We start from the raw sequence: 23,528 nt of genomic DNA, 5'->3' as shown, positions 1-23,528 counted from the left end.
GCCCTTCGCCGTTACGTTTTAGTCACTATTTTTAATGCACGGATATATATCAAATCGATGGCTTTTTGTCGTAATTGCTGAAGGCGCTTTTTGTCCCGCTAGGGGCTCTGCGTAATCAGGGCGTTTAACAACCACTCTTCGTTTTGCTAAGGCGATAGCTGGTGCGAGTAAGGAATCCGCATCATCATCAGCCCCTACCAATGACTGAAACACTCGCATTTCTTTCTTAACTAAAGCGCTTTTTTGCCGATGTGGATACATTGGATCAAGGTAAATAACATCGGGTGCGTGAGTCACTTCTTTTAAAGCAGTAATACTAGAAGCATGGATCAAAGACATACGTTCTTTTAACCACTCTCCAATTTCAGCGTCTTGATAGCCCCGCTGTAGGCCATCATCTAATAATGCAGCTACAACAGGGTGGCGTTCTAACATACGGACACGGCAGCCTAGAGAGGCTAAAACAAAGGCATCACGGCCAAGGCCAGCCGTCGCATCTATCACGTCAGGAAGATAATCTTTTTTAGTTCCAACAGCTTTGGCGACAGCTTCACCACGACCACCACCAAACTTTCGTCGATGAGCCATGGCTCCTGACACAAAATCCACAAAAATCCCCCCGAGTTTGGGTTCATCCAGTTTACGTAGTTGTAAGTTTTCAGGGGTTAGTACCAGAGCCATCACCGCGTTAGGGGTATGAGAAAGCTGCCATTTTTCAGAAAGTTGGGAAAGGGCGCCGCGATCGGCACCCTCTTCACAGATCAATTGGATCGCAGTGCTATTAGCCATGAATACCATAGCTCTTTAACATCGCGTCTAGTTCTGGTTTACGGCCACGGAAGCGCTCAAATAGCGCCATTGGTTCTTCAGAGCCGCCGCGGCTTAAAATATTGTCAAGGAATGACTGACCAGTTTGGCGATTAAAAATACCTTCTTCACTGAAACGCGAATATGCATCTGCGGCTAAAACATCTGCCCATAAATAGCTGTAATAACCCGCAGCATAACCCCCTGCGAAGATATGGCTGAAGGCATGCGGGAAGCGTGCCCATTTAGGTGAAGGCACTACCGCGACTTTATCTTTAATGGCGTATAAGGTTGGCATAACTTGAGCCCCTTTAGCTGGGTCATATTCAGCATGCAAGGTGAAATCAAATAAACCAAACTCTAATTGGCGTAGCACAAACATTGCAGATTGGTAGTTTTTCGCAGCCAGCATGCTACTTAGCATTTCTGCAGGTAATGGTTCGCCTGTTTCATAATGCCCTGAAATAAACTCGAGTGCTTCAGGTTCCCAGCACCAGTTTTCCATAAACTGACTTGGTAGTTCTACCGCATCCCATGGTACCCCATTGATCCCTGCTACATCAGCAACATCAATCTTCGTTAACATATGATGTAAGCCATGACCAAACTCGTGGAATAGTGTGATCACCTCATCATGGGTAAAGAGTGCTGGCTTATCACCTAATGGTTTGTTGAAGTTACAGGTTAGATAAGCAACTGGGTTTTGTAATGAACCATCTTTATGCACCATACGGCCCATGCAGTCGTCCATCCAAGCTCCACCACGTTTGTGTTCACGTGCATAGAGGTCTAGGTAGAAGCTACCGCGTAAAGTATTGGTATCATCGTATAACTCAAAGAAACGCACATCTTTATGCCATGTTTCTACATCATTGCGTTCTTTTGCCGTTAACCCATAAATACGGTGAACGACTTCAAATAAGCCATTAAGGACACGTTGCTCCGGGAAATAAGGGCGTAGTTGCTCATCACTTAATGAGAATTTATGCTGTTTCTGCTTTTCGCTATAATACGCTAAGTCCCAAGACTCTAGGGTATCGACACCATAATGCTGTTTTGCAAAGGCGGTTAATTCAGCAAGTTCATCTTTACCTTGCTGGTGGGCGCGTTGTGCTAAGTCATTTAAGAAGCCTAATACTTGCTCTGGTGATTCTGCCATTTTTGTTGCCAGAGATTTATCAGCGTAGTTTTTAAAACCTAATAATTGTGCAAGTTCATGGCGTAATGCCATTAACTCATCAATGAGTTCGCTGTTATCCCATTTACCGGCATTTGGCCCTTGGTCTGAAGCACGAGTGCTATATGCATGGCTCATTTCACGGCGCAATTCTGCGTTGTCGGCGTAAGTCATGACAGGTAGGTAGCTTGGCATATCGAGGGTTAATAGATAACCTTCTTCACCTTTGGCTTCTGCCATGGCTTTAGCTGCCGCGATGGCGCTTTCTGGCATACCCGCTAATTCTTTTTCATCTTTAATGAGTTTCGTCCACCCCATGGTGGCATCAAGCACATTATTGCTAAATTTAGAGGCAATCTCTGACAAACGCGCAACAATTTCACCATAACGTTGCTGTTTTTCAGGGGGTAAGCCAATTCCAGATAGCTCGAAATCACGTAAAGTATTCTCGATAGATTTCCGCTGTGATTGGCTGAGTGAGTTAAATTCAGCGCCTTCTTTTAATGATTTATAGGCTTGATATAAAGGTTCGTGCTGACCCATCCACGTACTGAATTCAGACAGCAGCGGTAAACATTGTTCATAGGCTTCACGCAATTCAGGGCTATTTTTTACCGAATGCAGGTGGCTCACTGGCGACCAAACTCTGGAGAGTTTATCGCTGGCTTCTTCTAACGGTTGGCACAGGTTATCCCAAGTATATTGGTCTGTGGCATCAAGGAGGTTTTCAACTGTTTGACGGTACTCGGTGAGTACGTGCTCGACAGCAGGAAAAACATGTGCAGGTTCTATAGTAGAAAAGCGAGGTAGGGCAGAATCGGTTAATAATGCATTTGTCATAAAACATCCTGTGATTGCAGGCTTGTGCTCGTAGGCCAAGGCTTACTGTGTTGACAATAAAAGTTAAATGGTGAATTTATACCCAAATACGATTGGTGTATGGGACATAAAATTAGCGCACCATTATGAATATAAGAAAGTATATGGGGGCAGAAATGTAAACCTCAATATCAAGATAACGTTTTTTCTTATCAGCGCTTATCAATAAGTGGGGTTTTTATTAGCTTTTATCAATAAAGGTGATAGTTGCAGTTTCAATGCTTTAGAAAATAATGGATTCAGTCTATAATCATGCTCCAATCTATAGGTTATAGAGGAAGATCGTCGTCTCCGGTGAGGCGGCTGGATTTCAAATCCAGTTGGGGCTGCCAGCAGTCCCGGGCAGGTTCGACTCCTGTGATCTTCCGCCAAACGCAGTTTCTGAACTTCTTCCAAAAGCCATATCTTCTTTGAAAATCAATAAGATTAACCACCTCAAAGTCTGTCTGATTCTCCCCTTGTTTACTGGTTTCTACCCCTGTTTGGGGGCAAAATTGGGGGCATAATTTTCCCCTATTTTTGGATGCCCCCACAATGAAGCTTTACGCCTGCCAGGTAGCGGCCTCAAGGCCAATGGTAACCCCCTATAAAATGACCGATGGAGGGGGGACACACTAGTTTCATTAGCTGATGCACGAAAAAATTGCTGGTTCAAAATAAAGTTCAAGTAAATAAAAACATTTAGCCTCTGAAAGTACCTTTGAAGCAGTAGCTCGTGAATGGCACACTTCTAAAGCAGATCTCTGGTCACTACGTTATCGTGATGAAATTATTGATACTATTGAAAAGGATATCTTTCCTTATATTGGTGAGCATCCGATAGCAGAGATTAAACCCCTAGAGCTACTTGAAACCTTACATAAGATGGAAAAACGCGGAGCCTTAGAGAAGATGCGCAAAGTCCGCCAGCGCTGCGGTGAGGTCTTTCGCTATGCCATTATTATGGGTCGAGCGCAATATAGCCCAGCTCCTGATCTGGCTTCTGCTCTAACTCCACCTAAAAAGCAACACTTCCCATTCTTAACAAATCAAGAACTGCCATATTTCCTAAAAGATTTAGCTGGTTACACTGGCAGTATCATCACCAAAACAGCGACTGAAATTATTTTGCTAACGGCTGTTAGAACGCAAGAACTCCGCTTTGCTCGTTGGCAGGATATTGATTTAGAAAAAGGGGTTTGGGAGATACCAGCTGAAGTAATGAAAATAAAGCGACCGCATGTTGTACCGTTATCAAGGCAGGTTATCGAGCTATTTAATTCACTCAAACTACTATCAGAGTGTTATGAGCTTGTGTTTATAGGCCGTAATGACCATAGAAAACCAATCAGTAAGGAAAGCGTAAATCAGGTTATTGAGTTGCGGATTTTGTGAATGACACACAACTGAACTTTCGTTTGAGGATAGATACAGTTAATAGCATCAGGAAAGCTGGTTAGCCCATCAGTACCGATAAGGCTAGGCTTATGATTGCTAAAGTGTTCCAACAGGGTACCGTGCTTTATTTATCGATAACTTCACCTATATGTTCTTCAATGAAGTGAACCTGTATAAGATGTTTTGCGATATCGGCGACAACGGGGGGATTTCATGTTGTGGGCCCTCTAGTCATTAGGGAGCTTTATTCATTTCGTACTGGGCACAATGATGTCAGAAGTGTGTGAGGATCTTCACCTCATCAGCCGAACCCTTCACCGCTCTCAAATAGTTGGGATGCGTTCATCTCATTTTTCAAGAACTAGCCTAAAAACGAGTATTAAGATTATCAATAAGTCAAATGACACCAACTGTCTGGAGATTTAAGGGGGGCGGTTTAGTTAGATGAAATTATTAACACGCGTAACAAGTGTAAGTAATTGCAAAAAAGTAATGGTTGATGTATGTGAAAGAAATGTTGTTAAGTATGAATTAATAACACATTATTTGTAACCTATTGATTTTTATCGGGTAAAAATAATTGTAGTATGAATAAATATGACAAGAAATAACTGACTATTAAACTTGGTATATTCGATAGATTTCTCCTGCTTTACAGCCTATGTGAGTAATTATAGTATTTATGTGAGCCAGAGTTCAAAAGACAAAAAGATTTAATTACCGTATTCATAAATATATAGTGGTTTTATCTAGGTAAATTTAGCTATATTCCGTATCTAAAATTTAATTCTATTGTGATTAATATTTAATCACAGGGCTTCTTTTTAATTTTTTCTTTAAATTACGACTTAGTTGAGGATTTACCCAGTGAAATTAAATAAAACTCTTATGGCTATTGTAGTAGCGACAACGATGGTTATGGTATGTCTGGTCACTTCAGTTAAAACATATAGTGGCGCATGTCTTGGGCTCAAGGAGCCGTAAGAGCCAGCAAAAATTATTAAGGTGGCTTTCTAAGTTTGATATTCAGTTTTGGTGTACCGATAATTACCTAGCATACCAGTTATTACCAAGGGAAACTCACTCGATTGGTAAACGATTTACACAGGGAATAAAACATCAAAATTTGAACTTAAGAAACAAGATAAAAAGGCTGAACAGAAAAACATAGAGGTATTCAAGAACTGTTGAAATGATTGACAAAATCATTGGTACTTTCATTGAAAGAGAACATTACATTTAACCAAATTAATACATTGAATACTCGACCCAAAACTAGAAAAAGTGGTGGCTACATTTAAATAATCACTAAATAACTAGCCATATAGCGACTTATTTTTATTGGAGTTACAATTCCTTACAATATTTAGCGTAAGTAAAGCTTGAGGGTTTTATTAACAAAAATTTAACACGGTTATTTGTATATTGTTGTTTGATAATTGTTTTTTTATACCTTTTTATTTTTAACAACCTTAATTAGTAAAAAAATACCTATTAACTTTGTAGCTAATTTTTTTAAATAATTAATTTATTTTTTTGTTTTGGTTTAACTCAGATTTTTTGTATCCTATATTGAGTTAAACGATTGGTGTCTTATTTCATTTAATACGTCAACGTCAATGGTGCTTTAATGAGAAATGAAATTTTCAATTCACTTTCTATTCTAAGTGATAGAGATAACATAGTTAATGTCGTATCAAAAAACATTGGAAAAAAAATAAAAAAACTTAGATTGAAATATAACTTAAGTGGCTCTAATTTAGCTAAGGTTATTGGCATATCGCAACAACAATTATCTCGGTATGAGAACGGTCAAAGTGATATATCAACATCAAAAATAATGATTATTTCAATTTATTTTAATGTTGATGTTAGCTATTTTTTTGATGAATAAAAATCATACAACACCATGTGTTAAAGCTTAATGAATTGGAGCCTATTACAATGAAAATTAAAGGCTATTTACGAAAATATATTGGTTCGTTTTTAAGGTATACCCGTAAAAAATCATTATTCTTCAATCAAGTTGGTTATCTAGTTCATTTAAGTTAGCAGCAGGTTTCTCTCTATGAACTTGGTATTACAATAATTAGTGTAGAGATGTTGAAATTTTTTAATTGCATTAGATAGAAATTGGTCGGAATTACTTTTCAAGGTAATGGCTGATCGTTCTGATTAAATAAGAAAAATTAAAAATAAGTTACCATTAGAAACAATTTTAATTAAAAAATTTAAATTAGAAGGTTAGCCTTCTATTTATTAGTCGCCTTTTCTTTAAGTCTAGGCAAGGGAAACCTTTCCCATTTTATGAGTGACTTTGTCATTTGATATTAGTAAGCGTTCAATATATTAAATCTATTTACATATTAAGGAAATAATAATGAAATTATCTCAATTAGCTGTTGCTACTGTATTTGCTGCATCTGTTATTCCATTTAGCTCAATGGCTGATAACACAGGAACAATTGATTTTGTTGGTTCAGTTGTGAATACACCATGTAACATCCAACAATCATCATTAAAACAAACTGTTGATTTCGGCCAATTATCTCGCAAAGCCTTACAAAGCGGTAAAGCGGCAGAAGCAAACTTTGATATTAAATTAACTGGTTGTGATTTCGCTAATTTCGGCGAAGTTGATAGCGAAAGCGGTAATGCTGCTGGTGTTAAAACCATGGACTTAGTATTTACTGGCCAAAACTATGTGAATGGCGGTGAAATGCTTTCTACATCAACAGGTAACGCAAATAACTTAGGTATCGTGATTGATGGCTTCAAATTTGGTGTTGCAAAAGATGTATTACCTACCGGTAACACTGATGGCGATGTGACTTTATCTTTCAAAGCATTAGCTAAAGCAATTGATAAAACTAAAGATGTTGCAGAAGGTAAATTTACCGCTGTTTCAAACTTCCGTATTACTTATCAGTAAGCACTTTGAGTAGCCGCCAATTTTTGGCGGCTACTTAATGCATATAAAGGAAAACAAAGTGCTTACTTATCTATTTGATATTCGAAAATTTGTGCCTGTTCTACTCATCTATTTTTGTGGATGCTTCACCGTATTTGCAGAAAAGGACATAGGGGTACGACATGAAGGAACGACTCAGATGATTGGCAGCGTTATAGCGACACCTTGTTCGATTATGATGAAAGATCGTTTTCAAACGGTAAATTTTTCATCATTAGCATTGAATTTATTATCAACAAAGGTATCCCGAGAAGAACGCAACCAGCTTTTTGAGATTGAATTAAGTAATTGCGGTAGCCTGTTTTCCTCTCTTGATAGCAAAACATGGGTAATACGTTTTGATGGCCATCGTGCAAACCAGATGAATGCTTTTGTCTTACAAGGCCCCTCTGAAGGACTAGGCGTTTCTGTTCTTGACAGCACAATGCAAGCCTTAATCCCTGGGGAAAGCTATTCACTATTCGGCAGCGTATTAAGACAAGGTAAGGCAGGACAATCACTTGTGCTTCGCTATTTTTTACAACTTGAGCTAACGGGAAAGCCTCTCCAAGCAGGCCGTTATCAAGGGTTAATTCGTTTTTTCATCGATTATCAATAAAACAAAGATAAAAACAGTCAATCCTATTGCATTGGCTAGTATTTCTTGTTGTTCTCGGAGTGGTATAAGCATGAAGTTCACATATTGTAAAGTTGGGCTGGCCATCTTAGTGGCATTAAACTTTAGCACGTTGACTGCTTATGCCTCAGAGTTTAATACGGATGTATTAGATGCTGAAGATCTCCAAAATGTCGATATGAGCCAATTTGCTGTCGCGGGGTATGTCCCCCCAGATAATTATGTCCTAACTATTTTTGTTAATGGGCAGCGTTTAGGCGCACCTCGGGATATTACGGTTTTTGAACAAAGCACCCCCGAGCAAACCTTGCTACAAACAACGTGTCTACCTGCTGATTTGCTTGATCTCATTGGGCTAAAAGAGACAGCAAAAGAAAAAGTCCATCTTTCGAATAATGACCAGTGCTTGAATTTATCAGCCCTAACAGGAGTCCAACTAAAAATTGAACTCGCAACATTATCCTTAAAAATGACAATCCCTCAGTTTTGGATGGAATATCGTGATCCTGACTGGGTGCCACCTGCATTATGGGAAGAGGGTGTTAATGGTGCCTTAATCGACTACAGTGCAAACATTTCTGTCACAAAAGAAAATACAGGAAGCAAACGCACTTATGCTTCGACGAGTGGAACCGCTGGCATAAATTTAGGCGCTTGGCGTTTTCGCGGTGATTATAATGGCACTTACCAGAAGCAGCAAGGAAATCGCCAATCATCACAAGAAACAAAGCAATTTGATTTTAGTCGCTTGTATGCATTTACTTCTATTAAGTCTTTATCGGCTATTTTGACGTTAGGTGAAAACTATTTTTATTCTAACGTCTTTGAGTCTTGGCAATACACCGGACTTTCATTAGAAAGTGATGACCGTATGCTACCCCCGAAACTGGTGGGATACGCCCCAGAAATTATTGGGGTTGCAAATACCAATGCAACAGTTATTGTTCGCAGCAAAGAACGTGTTCTGTTAGAAACAACCGTACCACCTGGGCCATTCCGTATCCAAACACTGGATAGTGGAGTTCGTGGGGTTTTGGATATCACCGTCCGTGAAGAAAACGGTGAAGAAAAGAAATTCAGTTTAAATACGGCCTCACTACCTTATTTAACCCGTCCAGGGCGACTCATTTATAAATTTGTTGCAGGTAAAACGCGACTTAGCGGTCATCAGCTAACAGGAAACCCTGTTGCAGGTGGGGAATTATCATATGGTTTATCAAATGAATGGTCACTTTATGGTGGCTCCCAACTTAATACTGATTACCAAACCGCTGCTATTGGTATTGGGCGAGACCTATTCGCGTTTGGGGCACTGTCATTCGATGTGACACAGTCAGTTGCACGCTTTACTCAAGAAACCCTGCAAGGCCGCTCATATAGGTTAAATTACTCAAAATCTTTTGATGCATTACGCACAGATATTACCTTTGCGGGTTATCGCTTCGCAGATAAAAACTACCGAACACTCAGCCAATTTATGGATGAAGTCAGTTCAGGTTATGTCTCTCGTGCACCAAAAGAAAATTATCAAATCTATTTGAATAAATATTTCGATAATTTTAATTTTTCACTGAATTATCAATATAGCACGTATTGGCATGACAAATCACAAATGCAATATGGCTTATATGCAAGTACCAATATCAGTCTTCCTGCACTTTCCCAGCAAGATGCGACGATATCGTTATCTGCAATTCGCACTGAGCGAGACAGTGGCTATAAAGATGATGCAGTGAACCTTTATTTAAGTATTCCACTTTATAACGGTCACAGTGTGTCATTGTCTGAATCTTATACTAAGACGGGAGAGTATAACCAACATAACCATAGCGCTAGTTATAGCGGCTATAACGATCGTGATAGCTACAATGTCACTGTGGGTTATAACCATGGGCAATTATATGATAGCGAATCGAGCATCAGTGGTTATTACTCCCGAGATCTCTCCCAAGCTAATATTTCAGCAAATGCAAGCTATGTCCCTCAACAATATCGCAGTGTTGGTCTGTCTATTAATAGTGGGATAACCGCGACTTCACATGGTGCTGCACTGCACCGAGGTTCAAGTGGAGATACTCGATTAATGATTGAAACTCCCGGTGTTGGTGATGTGCCACTCGATAATGGCACGATAAAAACGAATCGATTCGGTTTAGCTGTTATCCCTAATGTTAGCAGTTACCGTAAAGCTAACGCATCAATTAATACCAGTAAATTGCCCGATAATTTAGAAACGTTGGGGGCATCAACGGACATCACTCTCACAAAAGGTGCGATTGGCTACCGGAGTTTATCCGTAATGAAAGGAGAAAAACTCTTCGCTATTTTATCATTGGGCAATGATAAAACGCCGCCATTTGGTGCCAGTGTTCGCAACCACAATAACCTTGAATTAGGCATTGTCGGGGAAGATGGTGTGACTTGGTTAGTGGGAATATCGCCTAAGGAAAATTTACTTGTTTATTGGGGAGGGCAAGCACAGTGCCAATTGTCACTTCCTGAAAGTTTAGATACATCAACCAATATGTTGTTACTGCCCTGTGTATCAATAAAGAAATAACTATTCGAATCTATTTAAAACCATTCGGATTAGCTGCACACATTTAATTTATTTATGAGGTTTATTATGTTGAGTTTGTTTTTACGTTCGTGGGTATTTCCCTTTTTTCTGCTTACGACAGTATTTTTATCCGTTAGCGCACACAGCGCTGTGACATTGGATAGGACACGAATTATTTTTCCTGCATCCGATAAATCAATTAATGTCACCATTACAAATGATAATCCAGAAGAAGCTTATCTTGCACAAAGCTGGATTGAAGATATTGAAGGGAATAAATTGACTAAAGGCGCAATTTTAGCGACACCGCCATTACAGCGCATTGAGCCGACGAGTAACAGTTTGGTCCGTTTAAGCACCACGCCTGAGCTGAGCAAATTACCGCAAGATAGAGAATCTGTTTTTTATTTTAACTTACGCGAAGTGCCACCTAAATCGAATGACGGAAATATATTGCAAATCGCATTGCAATCCCGAGTGAAATTATTTTATCGCCCAAAAAGCATTTTATCGGAATCAGAAACTAAGTGGGCACATAAAGTCACTTTAACAAAAATCGCTAATGGCTATCGTCTCAATAATACCACCCCATTCAACTTAACTGTGATTGGCTTTGGCAATAGCAAAAATCAAGCAGAAAAAAATGCGTTTAATGTTGTCATGGTGCCACCAAAATCTGACCACGACATTATATCACCATCATTATCAACGCCTTATCTAACTTATATTAATGATTATGGTGGTAAACCTACGCTCGTATTTCAATGCCAAGGTTCAATCTGTACTGTTTCTGGAGAGGAGTAACATTGAGTGAAAGCTAGCATATTAATAAGGAAAACAAACATGAGCAGCCCGCGAAAAACACCTCTAGGACTGTTTATTATCATGATAGTACTGTGTTTTCTTTCTAGCATAAAACATGTCGCTGCTAGCTTGCCAACTAACTCAATCAGTTACGGCCAGATTCAAGTATACGCGCAATTGATGAATACAGCTTGTAACCTAAGTATACGCGGTGCAAAAGAGGTCACGCTGACAAATTGTGGTGCTGGTAGTGCATTTGATGATCTTAATTTAATCAATTCAGCTGTACATACCCCTGTCACCTTACAATTTTACGATACCGAAAAATCGTTATTTTACCCAAGCTATCTCACTTATTTAACAAACGGTGATAATAAAATAGCCTTACCACAGCAAATTGATTACCACAATACCTTAAGATTTGAGGTGAGCTATGAATAGAAAAAGCCGATTGAATTGGGTATTTTATCTCTTGTTATTCACTTTCCCTGCATTAGCTTATAGCGAGGAAGGACTTGATATGGAGTTTCGCGGTGAGCTTGTCAATACAGCTTGTCAAGTTACAACCGAATCTTTAAATCAAAAAATAAAAATTTATAACCTACGCTTAAAGACAATTAATGAAGGAATACCGAGCGCAACAGAACCTTTTTCAATTTTTATTGAAAAATGCAGCGAAACAGATTTAAAAAAAATAATCAAGTTAACATGGAAAAGTAATAAATTAACCAATATTGATGGTGATTCTTTTTTAAATACGCAGGGTGATAGCGGTGTTTTATTGGGGATAACAGATAAAGATGATTCTTTAATTGTTTGGAATCAACAAATTAACTTTGGTATCGTGCCTGAAGTAGGAAATACACAAGAACTTAATTTTGGTGTTTTTGTTCGTAAGCCTAAATCCGGAGATGCAAAGACAGGTGATTTTTTAGCCTCAGTAACCTTTACTGTGGAGTATGAATAATGGATATCATTAAAAAATATTTTAAATTCTGGGTTGGTATACTTTATTTCTGCACCTTCTCTTCCCTTGCTGTTGATGTTCCAATAAAAATATCAGGTACTGTCAAAGTACCACCTTGTATTATTAATAAGAATGAAAAAATTATTTTTAACTTTAAAACCGTACAAATAGATAAAGTTAATAACCATGATAACTCAATCACTAAAGAAATATCTATTGATTGCCAATATTACCAAGGAAAGCCTTATATCAATGTTGTCGGTGATAAATTAGCGAATGCGCCTAATAATGTATTAAATACTAAAGGAAATACAGGGTTAGGGATTGCTTTATATCAAGGAAATTCAGTTAATAATACTTACCCGCTTATTATTGGAAACAATATAAACAGCCTAGGAAATGAAATTATTAATGGATTAAGTGGAAAAGGTCAAAAAAATGGGATCTTTTCTATAACTGCAGTTCCCTATGCATTAAATACTAGTAATTTAGCACCGGGTAAATTTGAATCTACTGCAAAAATAGTCATCACCTACAATTAATAATGACTTGGAATTGACATGATACTTAAACCTCATTTTTTTATCTTAATTTTATTAAACATATTATTTTTCCCTGTCACCAGTATTGCTGGGGATTATCGCCATTTTATTTGGACAATGACAAGTCCAGTAAAAACAAACGATATGTTGATTAATTATAATGATATGACTACCTCTGCATCATCAATAATGTCTGGTGGGCTGAATGGCCTTTATAATGCAAGAAGTGTCTATACAAGATGTAAAGGAACTAATGACAAATTAAGTGCAACCCAAGAAAAAACCGCTTGGCTTATTATGCAAAATAGAGTGTACGTAAATAATGTCCCTATTTCATTGAATATCGACTCTTATAACAGTTGGACTTATCCAGCACAGTCGCAAATTTCAGGATATATTTCCAAGATAAACCAAATTACAATTAAGACCGATGTCGGGGGCTGTTGGACTCTTGGCTCAATGATACCTGTAGACTTTCATTGGCGTAGTGCAAGAATAACAGCAACCTTATCGCAAGGTAACCTCGCTCCAGGGATCTATAGGGTTCCCGTGGCCTATTACTATGCGTTTGAAGAAAATAAATTTACAACTCCTGAAGAGAAAGGCCCCTCAGCAGATGTGCCCAATTTAATCGTAGGAGGCCTTGGCCGACGTGATTCATTTACATTAATTATTGATGTAAAATCTAAGTGTGATTTCAACAGTAACCAACTGCAATTAACTCATGATATTACATTAGGGGATGAGTCTAGCTATAAAAGTAACGTAACAAATTACAGTATCTCTTGCAGTGCATCAACGCCAGTAAAAATGGAATTAATTGGGACAAATAAACCCACAGGGAAAAGTGCTAACTTCACTAAATGTGGTGAAGGAGATTGTGAGTTACAATTTAGCGATGGAAAAATAATCAGTGAGGAGAAAGTCACAGGGAAAAAAGACTACCTTATTAATTCAACATTTCACCCTGACGATAAAACCAAAACAGGCTCATTTCAAGGAGCAGGGATTTTAAGAGTCACAATACAATAAAAAATAAGGTTAAATACCAAAAAGTTCTATTTTGTTGAACTTCCTAGTGCTTACTTTCCTATTTATAAGTAGTTGTTAGGTACTATCATGGATTGGTATTGGCAATTTTTTTAGGATAATATTCCTATCGCGCCATGAAAATCTTGAGAAAAGTATAGAGAGTTATTATAACCAACTGGCCATGTATGTTTTCATAAGCAAGCGCCTCGTCTGAGCGAGGCGATAACCTTAATAGGCTTCGTTTAAAGAGCGAATGAAATAACCGAAATACTATTAAGAGAAAAATAGTGAGTATGCAGGTAGATTATATGATTTTTTGAAACGTATAATCTACTGTGTATTATGATGGGTTATGATTACTAGATGTGAGTTAGTTAAAAATATTGTTTTTGTATAATAACCATACCCACAACTCACTCATTAACCTCTTAATCAGATTATGAATTTAGGTATGATTTTTGTCTTGAGGGCATTAATGAGGGCAATGCTATTTATCCAACTAAGTAAACCCATTTAATATCAACGTCATTACCTATTAAATACGACTCCTGTAATAGCCATTCAAGTTCAATATACCTCCATTGAAGGCAATTAAATCCTTTAAATTCAATGCAGATTTAGATATATTTGATAAATAATATTAAATATAAACACACAAAATAGAGGGGCTTATAACTAACACCGCCCTAATTTAAGAACCCTGTTTTATTAACTTATCGATATACGTAAAGAAATTTATACTACGAAAACGATAGAATTATTAAATAGTGTTGTTCGTTACCCGATTAAAAAATCATCGGGTAATTTTTTTTGGGTATTTAACAGGCATGAATTTACCATAAAAGTGAACTATGCTGATATAAAATTATCTACAGGTTCGATTTTTATCTAAAAACACTTGTATTATATACTTCTGCATATTTTTAATTATTTAAAAATTAAAGTATGTTAAATAAGTTAATATTAAATATACTCAAAAATTAAGACCCCACCACCACTGATGTTGCCAAAAGATACATTGGATCTACTTTTTCCTAATGTAATTCCTATATCTAGTGTTTTATTAGTAATACTTTGAAGTGTCGTGATTAATTGCTTTTTACCATCAACTGCCAACTCACCGTACCAACCAGATGACACATTTCCTAAATCTAAACTTGTACGAGTTGGATTTGCACTATCAATAGGTTTTGAGGGCTGGTAAGTTACTTTAATATTTCCAGGATAAGTACAGCTAACGGTTACACTTTTAGTTAGATTTACTCCATCAGCTATTGATTGTGGTAAAGAACCAAAATTAAAATCTAGTTGAGTCTTATCTACACGACAAGTATTAATAACGGTTACATTAAAAGTAAGTACAGCTGAGTTTTTAGGTTGGATAAGCGCAACAGAACTTAACCATTTAGCTGGTATATTTGGGTTTCTGACACCAAATAAAGTCGTGTTTACTTTAATAATATGCGGTGTATTTCTAATTGGGAGATTAGTATTACTGATTAATGTAATAGGAGTTTCTCCACTAAATGATTGTGGCGTATAAGGGGTTCGCGAACAGGTTGCACGGCCAACATTACCTGAGCTTTGCCCTATCTGTGCATATTGTGTATTTGGATATCCATTGATTGTACCTAATGATTGGGGTAATAAAATTCTAAAAGTAAATTTTTCATTGGTAATAGGATCTACATAATCCACTGTATTTGGTGCAATCACATATTGCATATTAGTTGAATTAGGTGAATTCCCGTATGGAGGACATGCACGAGATCCCCATGCATACTCAGTCATTTTTCCTCCCATACTACTTAGCTTAGCTCTTAACGTTAAATTGACACCATTAAAGTTAGCGCCCGTCCAAGTTGTATCAGCTGTAAATTGAGTACCACTATACCCCATGACTGTCCAGTCATCTGGATCACCAGCATTGCTAATACTAGAAATAGCCAGTAGTGAAGCAGGTAACAAATAAAAAACGGTTTTCATCATAAAATATAATCCAAATTATAAATAACTCATTAGGATAGCAACAGTACTATCGAAGCTACCTTCCGTTAATAGTAATTTATTGGGGGTAATTAACGAAGCTCGAAGGATAAATGAGCCTTGTAGCTCATTACTACCAAAAGGAATCCATTTATTTAAATCAAGATTAGCATTACTCTTGGTTAAAGAGATTCCCAGTCCATTCTTTGATGTTCGTAATACGTTGTTACCAACTTGTGTATAGACACCATATTTAGTTGGATATAGATACAAGTTCATAACTTTATTAGCTGGAACTGAACTTCCTGTACAGTTATATTTTAACTGAATATCCTTATAGGCTGTTCCATTTTCAACTTCAGAGAAGTCAACATTATCAAAATTTATAAATAATGGTGATTCATTATTTTCACCTAAAATAGTACAAACAGGAGCAACTATAGTTGCTGTAATATTAATTTTTACATCAGCACGGCCATTATTAAAATCAGCAGCAGTTACTACTCTAGAAAAAAGTAATAATAATAAGAGCGACTTTCTTATTTTCATTATATAACTTCCTATTATTAGTTATAATTAACCATAATGCTTGCAGTTCCATGTACGGTTCCTGGTCTAGCAACGTCACCTTTTTTTAGATATGTATTCAGTACTAACTCTGCTTTATTTTCTGAACTCACTCTAACCTCAAGTGGTTGATTAAACGAAATTAGTTCGCCATCAAGGCTCTCAAGACCAACGATTAGACCTGTTCCTCCTTGTGTTGTTAAATAATCAATTCCATTTTGTTTATATATATTTGTAGAAGATAATGAAATTTTTATTATTTTATCCATCATAGTAGGCGTACAGTTTTCAAATTCAATTTTTAATGGTTTTTTATCTGAAATATTGCCATTAACCTCAATATAACCTAGTGAATAAGGAATGAATTGAATGGTTATCTCTGACTGTTTAATTTCACATTTTTTATCAATTAGATTTCCATTGAAATTAATAAGCAAATCACTCGAAAAAGCAATTGGAGTCATAGTAATAATTAATATGGAAAATATGAATTTAATCATAATTTAACTCCATGATAGCTGAGCTGCCTTTAGTATTTTTATTTTGTATATAAAGTATGTTTTTACCAGAATAAAGTGGATGATAAATATCATATACTGTAGTTGTTATGTTGTTTTTTTCGATCAATTTAGCCTTGGCTTGTAAAGGTATTTTAATATTTTGATTATTTACTAAACATTGTTCTAGTTCAATAAAAAAAATATCGTTATTATATTCATCATCCAAAATAACGCACGGAGAGTACATTAATCCTACTTTAAAATGCAGTTTTCCACTTAAACTATCCATTTTAATAGCCGATGTTACATCATGTGATGGAAAAGAACGATTTTCATCATATTGACTAGCTACACTGCTTAATGAAATAAAAAGTGAGAAAAATACTACAGAAAAATATTTCATTGTACCCTCATTTTATAACTGGCTATTGTTGACTATCAGCTTTGCATACTGATGATTTGCAGTTAAAGGAAACAGTTGGTCTACCACCGTAATCATTTATGTAGGTTAAGTACGGTTTCTGGAAATGTGTACTTTTAACTTGATGACTTCCAAAAGGGTCAATCATAAATGAATCAAATGCGCCATTTTCAGATTTGTTTTTGTCACCCGCTAACCCAATGACCGTTAAATAAAATGGAGAGGTATTTTTAATAATATACCCATCATTTACTGTATTCAGCTCTAGATCTAAGGCCCAATCAGTTTTTGCTTTATCTAAAATAGGCTCTGGGCGATAAAATAATTTAATTCTTGATTGTAATGCAACCTGCATTACGTTTGGCTTATCGCTTTTCGGTGGTATCTCTCTTAAATTAAAATAATAAATAGACTCTCTATCTTTAGGTAATTTAGATACATCCGTAGTTGAAATTCTAATCATACTTTTTATATTCGGTTCTAAGCGCTGAACTAACGGTGTCGCAATTAATGGTCCTGTTGTAATTTTATTTCCATCTTTATCGTCAATCCAAGCTTGAGCTAAATACGGCAAGGTGTCACTCTGGTTTTCGATATTAATAATTACAGGGGTAGAATCACCTTCTACTATTGCTCTGGTTCTATCAAGAGATACTGCCGCTATGCTATTTTGTGCTACCAATAATAGCGGAAGTAATAAAAATTTATTTTTCATAAAATTCTCTACTTTTTGCAAATTAAAATAATTTGGTTTGCATTATCTAAATTGGGTAATGTTGTATTACACTGATTTTTATTAGACCAATTGATATTTAGCCTTTCTTCAGATTGAACAGCTGTTAACCATACTAATCCGTTATCGCTAATTATCCCGACTTCTCTACCTTTTTCATTTAGTACTTGAGCACCAAATGGAGGAGAACCTGAATTATCTGCCATTTTAATAGTTGCAAATAACTTGAATCCCTTATCTGCACTTATTTTTCTGTATCCAATTGCACCTTCTGTTAATGCAATATCATATATCGTATTTGATGACTCAATATTATCTGGTAATTTACTCATATCAACATTATAGCTATTTTTGTAATAGCTGGTCATATTCGGAATAACTCCGATCCCTATTCCATTTGTTACTGTTGAACCATTATTTAAAGGAACATCAGCGATATTATTTGTATCTATCATTAACCTAGCTGCAGATGAATATGATGAGCTATGTAAAGCAATACCATGCTGTGTTAATGTTACACCACCATTTAACCCCATACCTAAGCTAGAATCACCTTTATCTGAGATTGAAATATTACTATTTAAAGACGCATAACGAGTTGATAAATCATACATACCAGCTAGCGTACTTTGTTTTTTAGCATCCTTACCATAACTTGTTGATGCGCTTAAGTTATAGTAATCATTATCCTCAGTTAAGGTAGATACAGAAACACGCGAATTATAGGTGTCATTATATTTCATTGTGTCAAAAGTGTAGAACTGCTTGCCAAATGGAACTGAAAGCATCAAGCTAATTTGGTCATCATATTTATTTTGGTAATAACTTCTATTTGCTGATAGCGTTATACTTCCTCCTTGTAAGTTTAAATAAGGAATATTAACGCTTTTACCTATATTTAGGCCGTATTGATGAGTTTGACCTCGATCCCAATACTGTTGTAATTGATAATTTAAATTTATATTAAATTCACCTAGACGCTTTGAAAGACTTATTTGATAGCGTTCTTTTTCATTATCAATAAATTTATTATTTCTTAAATCTAAATATTGAGACATAGTATAAAATTTTCTATCAGTAAAACGATACCCCGCAAAAGTTAGATCCATATCGTAATCATCAAAAGTTTTAGAGTAATTAATACTATATGAGTTACCTGATGGACTATCATGATCTAACTGCGAAAAAGAGCGAGCTATATTTACAGATAAAGCACCAAACTGATTCATAAATCGGCCAAAGCCTAATGAAACTTGTTGATAACCTTGGCTTATATCTGAGGCTGCATTTAATGACCAATTATTATTTAAACCATGTGAGACTTCTCCTCTGAAGAAAAAAACGCCTCTATATACTGAATGGTCTCGTTTAATTGGTTGCCCTGCAGTTACATTATATCGAGTAGTTCCAGGACGAGTTAAATAAGGCACATTGGAACTATTAACAATAAACTGTTGTTCAGATCCATCTTGCTCAATAATTTTTACGTGTAATTCACCACGAGTACCACTATTCAATGATTGAATTTTAAATGGACCAGCAGGTACATTGCCATCATATATTACCCTTCCTAATTGAGTAATAACAACGCGAGAATTAGTTTTAGCTATTCCTGTAATTTCAGGAGCATATCCTCTTAGTCTAGGAGGTAACATTGAATCGTTTGTAAATAAAGATAATCCTGTAAATCTAAAAGGTTCTAGTATCTGTGATGGTGTTGTACTTTCACCCACGACTAATTTAGCATCTAATGCTTTAATATTTCTATATAAATAAATTGCATTAAATAAAAAATTACGAATTGTTGATGTTTGGCTATTTGACTCTTGTCTTTGATAATTACCATAATATTCACTTCGTAAACGCCAAGCACCCATATTAGCACCAAGATATCCACTGATCGATGCAATTTGATTTTTTAAACTGTCATTATCGCTATATTGATAGTTGGCATTGTAATCTAATAATAACCCGCTGATCCCTTCATCCCAAAGGGTTTTGGGTAACCAGTTTACATCCATATACTCTAAATATAATTGAGGTATATTTATGATTACCGTTCCCTCAGGTAAATTAGGAGTAACACTAACACCCTTCAAAGCCAAGAAATTAATACATTCCCCGTTATTCCAATAGGTCAGTTCTTTCACATATTTTTCTTTAAGGCCTAAACTATTAATATAGTCTTTATCAATACATATATCACTCACAGAATCATCATTATCATTAGCTATAATTTTAATAGGAGAGGCCGATTGAGTTAATTGAGTACTATTAATAATTATATTAAAAAAATAAGTTCCAGGAAGAATAAAATTTGGATTTTGAAACCTTGATACGTCAATATTCGCTTTATCTGTGCTATCAAGTATATCTGTATTGAACTCTACAGAATAGGATACTTTGTTAAAAAAAAGCATCGACACCATTAAAATGGTCATTTTTTCTTTTATTGATAACATCGTAAATACTCATTAAATTAATAGTAATCAATATCAAATGTAATGATACTTGAAAATTCTCCTACTTGTGGCCTAAGCCCATCATCAACAACAATTTCAGATAAAAAGTTTAATTGTTGTTCATTGACTGATTTCGTTTTGCCTGCAACTCTTTTTAAATCATAAATGGGATAATATTCATTAGGCTTGACAATGTTATTTCCGTTTAATATATAAATAGCCAAACCATCGGCATCATTAAATTTAAATCCATTAAAGTTGCTTGTTACTGAACCTGAAAATTTTATTCTTATAGGTGATTTCTCATCCTCAAAATAAGAATTTGATAGCTGACAGTTTTTTAATATTATTTTAAATGGTTTAATTATCTTTTTATCTTTAATTCTACTTAAAGGGTAATCACCAAATTGAATAATTTGATCTTTACTTGTTAGTTGCATTGAACAACCCGAGGCTAATATTTCACCTTTAACTGTTGCTTGTCCCCAATTCATTGCTGCAAATGCTGGAATGCTAAAAAAATGAGCAAAAAAAGTGGCAATAATTAACAAGTTTTTCATAATAATATTCTTTTTCAGGTAATATACTCCTCCACATAATAGTGAAGGAGTGTATATAACTTACTGGTATGCGATTTCGAAAGTAGAAATAGTTGTGAAATCGCCCGCTGTTACAGCAGCAGCACCTGCTTTTTTAACAAAAGCAGAGTAAGTTAATGTATTGTCACCATCGCGCAAATTTAAGTTAGCAGGAGTACCAAAAGTAATATCTTTAATACCTACAGCAACGTTTGCAGCACTGCCTGTAGTTGCTAAAAGATTTTGACCTGCAATTTTACTTACACCATCAAAAGTAATAGTTGCTGTTTTAGTTACTGTAGTTGGATTTTGTGGATCGCTGTTATCAATTGATGTTAATTTACAGCCTTTCAGATTTAAATCGAAGTTTTTATACTTTGAATCTCCATCATTTAATTGGCTTAATGATAGTTGGCCAAAATCAACAATTGTAGCAGTACCACCTTGTCCTGCATCTAAGTTACAAGGCGTATCGCGAACTTCACCTTTGAAAGTAACAGTACCAGTATTAGTATCTGCAATTGAAGCAAATGACGTTGTTAACATTGCTGCTACTAATACAGACATATATTTGTTATGTTTCATACTATTTCCTAATATCATTGTTAAGATGTTAATATTTATGTTTTTGAGAATGGAATTATATTAATTTCATTGACTAACACAGATAAGTATATCTGTATAAGAAAGAGTTTTTGCTATATAAATTTCTTTATTATACAGGAATATGAATAATGTATTATTATTTGATAATGTAGTGTTTACTCATTACTAAAATTTTATTTCTCTCATTTCAAATAGGATGAGTATGAAACAAAATCTGAAAATGATGCATTCATAATTGATAAAATAAATATCAAATCTGGTAATGATAGGCCATTTGAACCTCGTTCATATCGTGATATTTGCTGTTGGCTTACTCCTACTAATTTACCTAATTGTGCACCAGTTAATCCATTTTTAAGTCTGGTTTTTCTTATAAAATCACCAATTTCTAGGTTTATATTTTTTACAATGAAATTTTTTTGGGTGCTAATCATAATAAATTCCTCAATAATTTATTTAATTAAACTAGTGAAGTTATAAATTCTTACTGATTTAATTTTCATTTAATCTAGCTTTTATTTTTATTTATTTAAAGATGTTTATATCGATCGATTAGTTAACTTTGATAGGCTAACCCTATCAAAATGCTGTTATTGATCGGTTATTCGGATCAAAATGTGACTTTAACTACTATTTAAAGAACATAACAATATGATTTTATGGTTTTTTTTTGATTCGATATTATGTTGTTAATTTCGAGCAGGACTATAATTTATTTATTTACATTACAACTTACGTATTAAATAAAAAACATTTTGTTACATATAAGTACGTATTTATTATATTTTGTTTCATAATAATATTGTTACATTTTAAATTAATTACAGTAAAAACTATAACGTTAGGGTTATTTTGATTTTATATTAGGATAAGATTATTCTTAGTATCGTTTGTCTTTTTAACTAACATAATAGTATATACATTTTACATTTTAGAGTGTTAAATAGAATGAAAGAGTTATAGATGTTTTTAGAATTAATGTAGTCCTCTATAACATAAAGCTTAGATTTTATATGAGTTTTATTCGGGTTTAATAGTTTCTCTATTTAAATCCTCTTCTTTTCATTTTTCGTAGAGTATGATAATTGCCGTTACTACTAGCTATGATGAATTTTGCTATAGCGGTTAACTATTAGAGTTTACATTGTTTACTCGATTATCAATGAAGTTACATGACATGTATATTCGCCCAATGATAATACTTAAGCTTATTTAGGGTGATTTTAACGACTGAGTCATTGACTTCAATTGATATCTTTAGCATGAAAATGGAGTTTATCTACTGCTGTATTACGTTCGGAGTTAGAGCGCTTAGGCAGTAAATCATAAATTGGCAAAGTATGTTAAAGAGGGGCTTCTCTCACTAGAAGTCAGTCTTAGAAAAACCAGTCATACCATCCAGCCCCATTTCACGACCTATGCCGTCATGGGATGGACAATGACCAGCCCTCGCACGGTTTTTTTCAGCTTACCAAGATCAGCTTGTTCTTTCTTCGGGTCATGTATTCAATCCGGTGATTAACCTGTAATATAGGGTAATTTATCGGAGAATATTCATGGCTAAAGTCGATGTAAGGTGCCCATTTTGTCAACAAACGCTCCCAGTGAAAAAACATGGATTAGGTAGCACTGGTCATCAACGTTATCGTTGCCAAGATTGCTGCCGAAGCTTCCAACTCGATTATAAATATCGTGCTTGCCAACCCGGAACTAAAGATAAAATTATCGACCTCACGATGAATAATGCCGGTATTCGTGATACTGCTAGGGCCCTTCATATCAGCATTAATGCGGTTGTTCGTACTTTAAAAAACTCTCGCCGAAGCAGGTAACGTCTTTACCGCTTGATAATTTGCACATTGAACTCCTTTGTGAAGTCGATGAACAGTGGTCTTTTGTGGCTAATAAGAAACAACAACGCTGGCTTTGGTATGCCTGGGAAC

General features: G+C 35.5%; 20 protein-coding genes, 1 tRNA gene and 5 pseudogenes. 13 read left to right on the top strand and 13 right to left on the bottom strand.

What is annotated here, in order from left to right:
- Positions 1-18: 18 nt before the first annotated feature.
- Together rsmJ and prlC are read right to left on the bottom strand one after the other, a co-directional pair.
- Entirely contained in the window at positions 19-789 is a 771-nt protein-coding gene (gene rsmJ, locus ACIPUA_RS21825; protein WP_449060136.1) for a 16S rRNA (guanine(1516)-N(2))-methyltransferase RsmJ, read from the bottom strand.
- The gene (gene prlC, locus ACIPUA_RS21820) at positions 782-2,824 is read right to left on the bottom strand and encodes an oligopeptidase A (protein WP_042848587.1); all 2,043 of its coding nucleotides are present in this window, start codon (positions 2,822-2,824) and stop codon (positions 782-784) included. The genes rsmJ and prlC overlap by 8 nt, the downstream gene beginning before the upstream one ends.
- 315 nt (positions 2,825-3,139) lie before the next feature.
- Between prlC and ACIPUA_RS21815 the strand changes: the two genes are divergently transcribed.
- A tRNA-Sec gene (locus ACIPUA_RS21815) sits at positions 3,140-3,234 on the top strand.
- Between the two features lie 322 nt (positions 3,235-3,556).
- Positions 3,557-4,225 (top strand): annotated as a pseudogene (locus ACIPUA_RS21810) (tyrosine-type recombinase/integrase); the annotation flags it as partial.
- Here the strand turns inward: ACIPUA_RS21810 and ACIPUA_RS21805 are convergent.
- Positions 4,216-4,308 (bottom strand): annotated as a pseudogene (locus tag ACIPUA_RS21805) (transposase); the annotation flags it as partial. The pseudogenes ACIPUA_RS21810 and ACIPUA_RS21805 overlap by 10 nt on opposite strands.
- Positions 4,309-5,144: 836 nt before the next feature.
- Here ACIPUA_RS21805 and ACIPUA_RS21800 point away from each other — a divergent pair.
- The 10 genes and pseudogenes from ACIPUA_RS21800 to ACIPUA_RS21755 form a co-directional block, all read left to right on the top strand.
- Positions 5,145-5,483: pseudogene (locus ACIPUA_RS21800) on the top strand (IS1 family transposase); the annotation flags it as partial.
- A gap of 387 nt (positions 5,484-5,870) precedes the next feature.
- On the top strand, positions 5,871-6,134 hold the full coding sequence (locus tag ACIPUA_RS21795; RefSeq protein ID WP_042848586.1) for a helix-turn-helix domain-containing protein: 264 nt from the start codon (positions 5,871-5,873) through the stop codon (positions 6,132-6,134).
- Positions 6,135-6,620: 486 nt separating this feature from the next.
- A complete protein-coding gene (locus ACIPUA_RS21790) occupies positions 6,621-7,172 on the top strand; it encodes a fimbrial protein (protein ID WP_042848585.1) in 552 nt (183 codons plus the stop codon).
- A 58-nt stretch (positions 7,173-7,230) separates the two neighbouring features.
- Complete coding sequence (locus ACIPUA_RS21785; protein ID WP_220129034.1) at positions 7,231-7,809, top strand: fimbrial protein; 579 nt, start codon at positions 7,231-7,233, stop codon at positions 7,807-7,809.
- A 70-nt stretch (positions 7,810-7,879) separates the two neighbouring features.
- On the top strand, positions 7,880-10,387 hold the full coding sequence (locus ACIPUA_RS21780; RefSeq protein WP_048605557.1) for a fimbria/pilus outer membrane usher protein: 2,508 nt from the start codon (positions 7,880-7,882) through the stop codon (positions 10,385-10,387).
- A gap of 66 nt (positions 10,388-10,453) precedes the next feature.
- The gene (locus ACIPUA_RS21775; RefSeq protein WP_048605555.1) at positions 10,454-11,191 is read left to right on the top strand and encodes a fimbrial biogenesis chaperone; all 738 of its coding nucleotides are present in this window, start codon (positions 10,454-10,456) and stop codon (positions 11,189-11,191) included.
- A gap of 39 nt (positions 11,192-11,230) precedes the next feature.
- On the top strand, positions 11,231-11,632 hold the full coding sequence (locus ACIPUA_RS21770) for a hypothetical protein (RefSeq protein WP_048605554.1): 402 nt from the start codon (positions 11,231-11,233) through the stop codon (positions 11,630-11,632).
- On the top strand, positions 11,625-12,158 hold the full coding sequence (locus ACIPUA_RS21765) for a fimbrial protein (protein WP_042848582.1): 534 nt from the start codon (positions 11,625-11,627) through the stop codon (positions 12,156-12,158). Before ACIPUA_RS21770 ends, ACIPUA_RS21765 begins: the two co-directional genes overlap by 8 nt.
- Positions 12,158-12,700 (top strand): fimbrial protein, encoded by a 543-nt coding sequence (locus ACIPUA_RS21760; RefSeq protein WP_042848581.1) that lies wholly within the window; start codon positions 12,158-12,160, stop codon positions 12,698-12,700. Before ACIPUA_RS21765 ends, ACIPUA_RS21760 begins: the two co-directional genes overlap by 1 nt.
- Before the next feature lie 18 nt (positions 12,701-12,718).
- Positions 12,719-13,732, top strand: coding sequence for a hypothetical protein (locus ACIPUA_RS21755; protein ID WP_449060135.1), 1,014 nt, complete (start codon positions 12,719-12,721; stop codon positions 13,730-13,732).
- Between the two features lie 963 nt (positions 13,733-14,695).
- Here ACIPUA_RS21755 and ACIPUA_RS21750 read toward each other — a convergent pair.
- The 10 genes and pseudogenes from ACIPUA_RS21750 to ACIPUA_RS21705 all read right to left on the bottom strand — a co-directional run.
- The gene (locus tag ACIPUA_RS21750; protein ID WP_048605551.1) at positions 14,696-15,721 is read right to left on the bottom strand and encodes a hypothetical protein; all 1,026 of its coding nucleotides are present in this window, start codon (positions 15,719-15,721) and stop codon (positions 14,696-14,698) included.
- A gap of 15 nt (positions 15,722-15,736) precedes the next feature.
- Positions 15,737-16,267 (bottom strand): fimbrial protein, encoded by a 531-nt coding sequence (locus ACIPUA_RS21745; protein WP_208292499.1) that lies wholly within the window; start codon positions 16,265-16,267, stop codon positions 15,737-15,739.
- A gap of 17 nt (positions 16,268-16,284) precedes the next feature.
- On the bottom strand, positions 16,285-16,785 hold the full coding sequence (locus ACIPUA_RS21740; protein ID WP_048605549.1) for a fimbrial protein: 501 nt from the start codon (positions 16,783-16,785) through the stop codon (positions 16,285-16,287).
- Complete coding sequence (locus ACIPUA_RS21735; protein ID WP_042848574.1) at positions 16,778-17,188, bottom strand: hypothetical protein; 411 nt, start codon at positions 17,186-17,188, stop codon at positions 16,778-16,780. Before ACIPUA_RS21735 ends, ACIPUA_RS21740 begins: the two co-directional genes overlap by 8 nt.
- Before the next feature lie 22 nt (positions 17,189-17,210).
- Positions 17,211-17,921 (bottom strand): fimbrial biogenesis chaperone, encoded by a 711-nt coding sequence (locus tag ACIPUA_RS21730; RefSeq protein ID WP_042848572.1) that lies wholly within the window; start codon positions 17,919-17,921, stop codon positions 17,211-17,213.
- An 8-nt stretch (positions 17,922-17,929) separates the two neighbouring features.
- Positions 17,930-20,401 (bottom strand): fimbria/pilus outer membrane usher protein, encoded by a 2,472-nt coding sequence (locus ACIPUA_RS21725; RefSeq protein WP_042848571.1) that lies wholly within the window; start codon positions 20,399-20,401, stop codon positions 17,930-17,932.
- A gap of 17 nt (positions 20,402-20,418) precedes the next feature.
- Positions 20,419-20,961: a fimbrial protein gene (locus ACIPUA_RS21720; protein ID WP_048605548.1), complete on the bottom strand. Its 543-nt coding sequence runs from the start codon at positions 20,959-20,961 to the stop codon at positions 20,419-20,421.
- 60 nt (positions 20,962-21,021) lie between these two features.
- Entirely contained in the window at positions 21,022-21,564 is a 543-nt protein-coding gene (locus tag ACIPUA_RS21715) for a fimbrial protein (protein WP_042848569.1), read from the bottom strand.
- Between the two features lie 203 nt (positions 21,565-21,767).
- Positions 21,768-22,019 carry a helix-turn-helix domain-containing protein gene (locus ACIPUA_RS21710; protein WP_042848568.1) on the bottom strand — a complete coding sequence of 84 codons (252 nt, stop codon included), beginning with the start codon at positions 22,017-22,019 and terminating at the stop codon, positions 21,768-21,770.
- Positions 22,020-22,948: 929 nt separating this feature from the next.
- Positions 22,949-23,079, bottom strand: a pseudogene (locus ACIPUA_RS21705) (DUF2810 domain-containing protein); the annotation flags it as partial.
- Positions 23,080-23,141: 62 nt separating this feature from the next.
- Here ACIPUA_RS21705 and ACIPUA_RS21700 point away from each other — a divergent pair.
- Positions 23,142-23,528: pseudogene (locus ACIPUA_RS21700) on the top strand (IS1 family transposase); the annotation flags it as partial.

The organism is Providencia sp. AGC89 (genome assembly GCF_053543535.1).
This window is presented reverse-complemented; position numbering and strand designations above follow the sequence as displayed.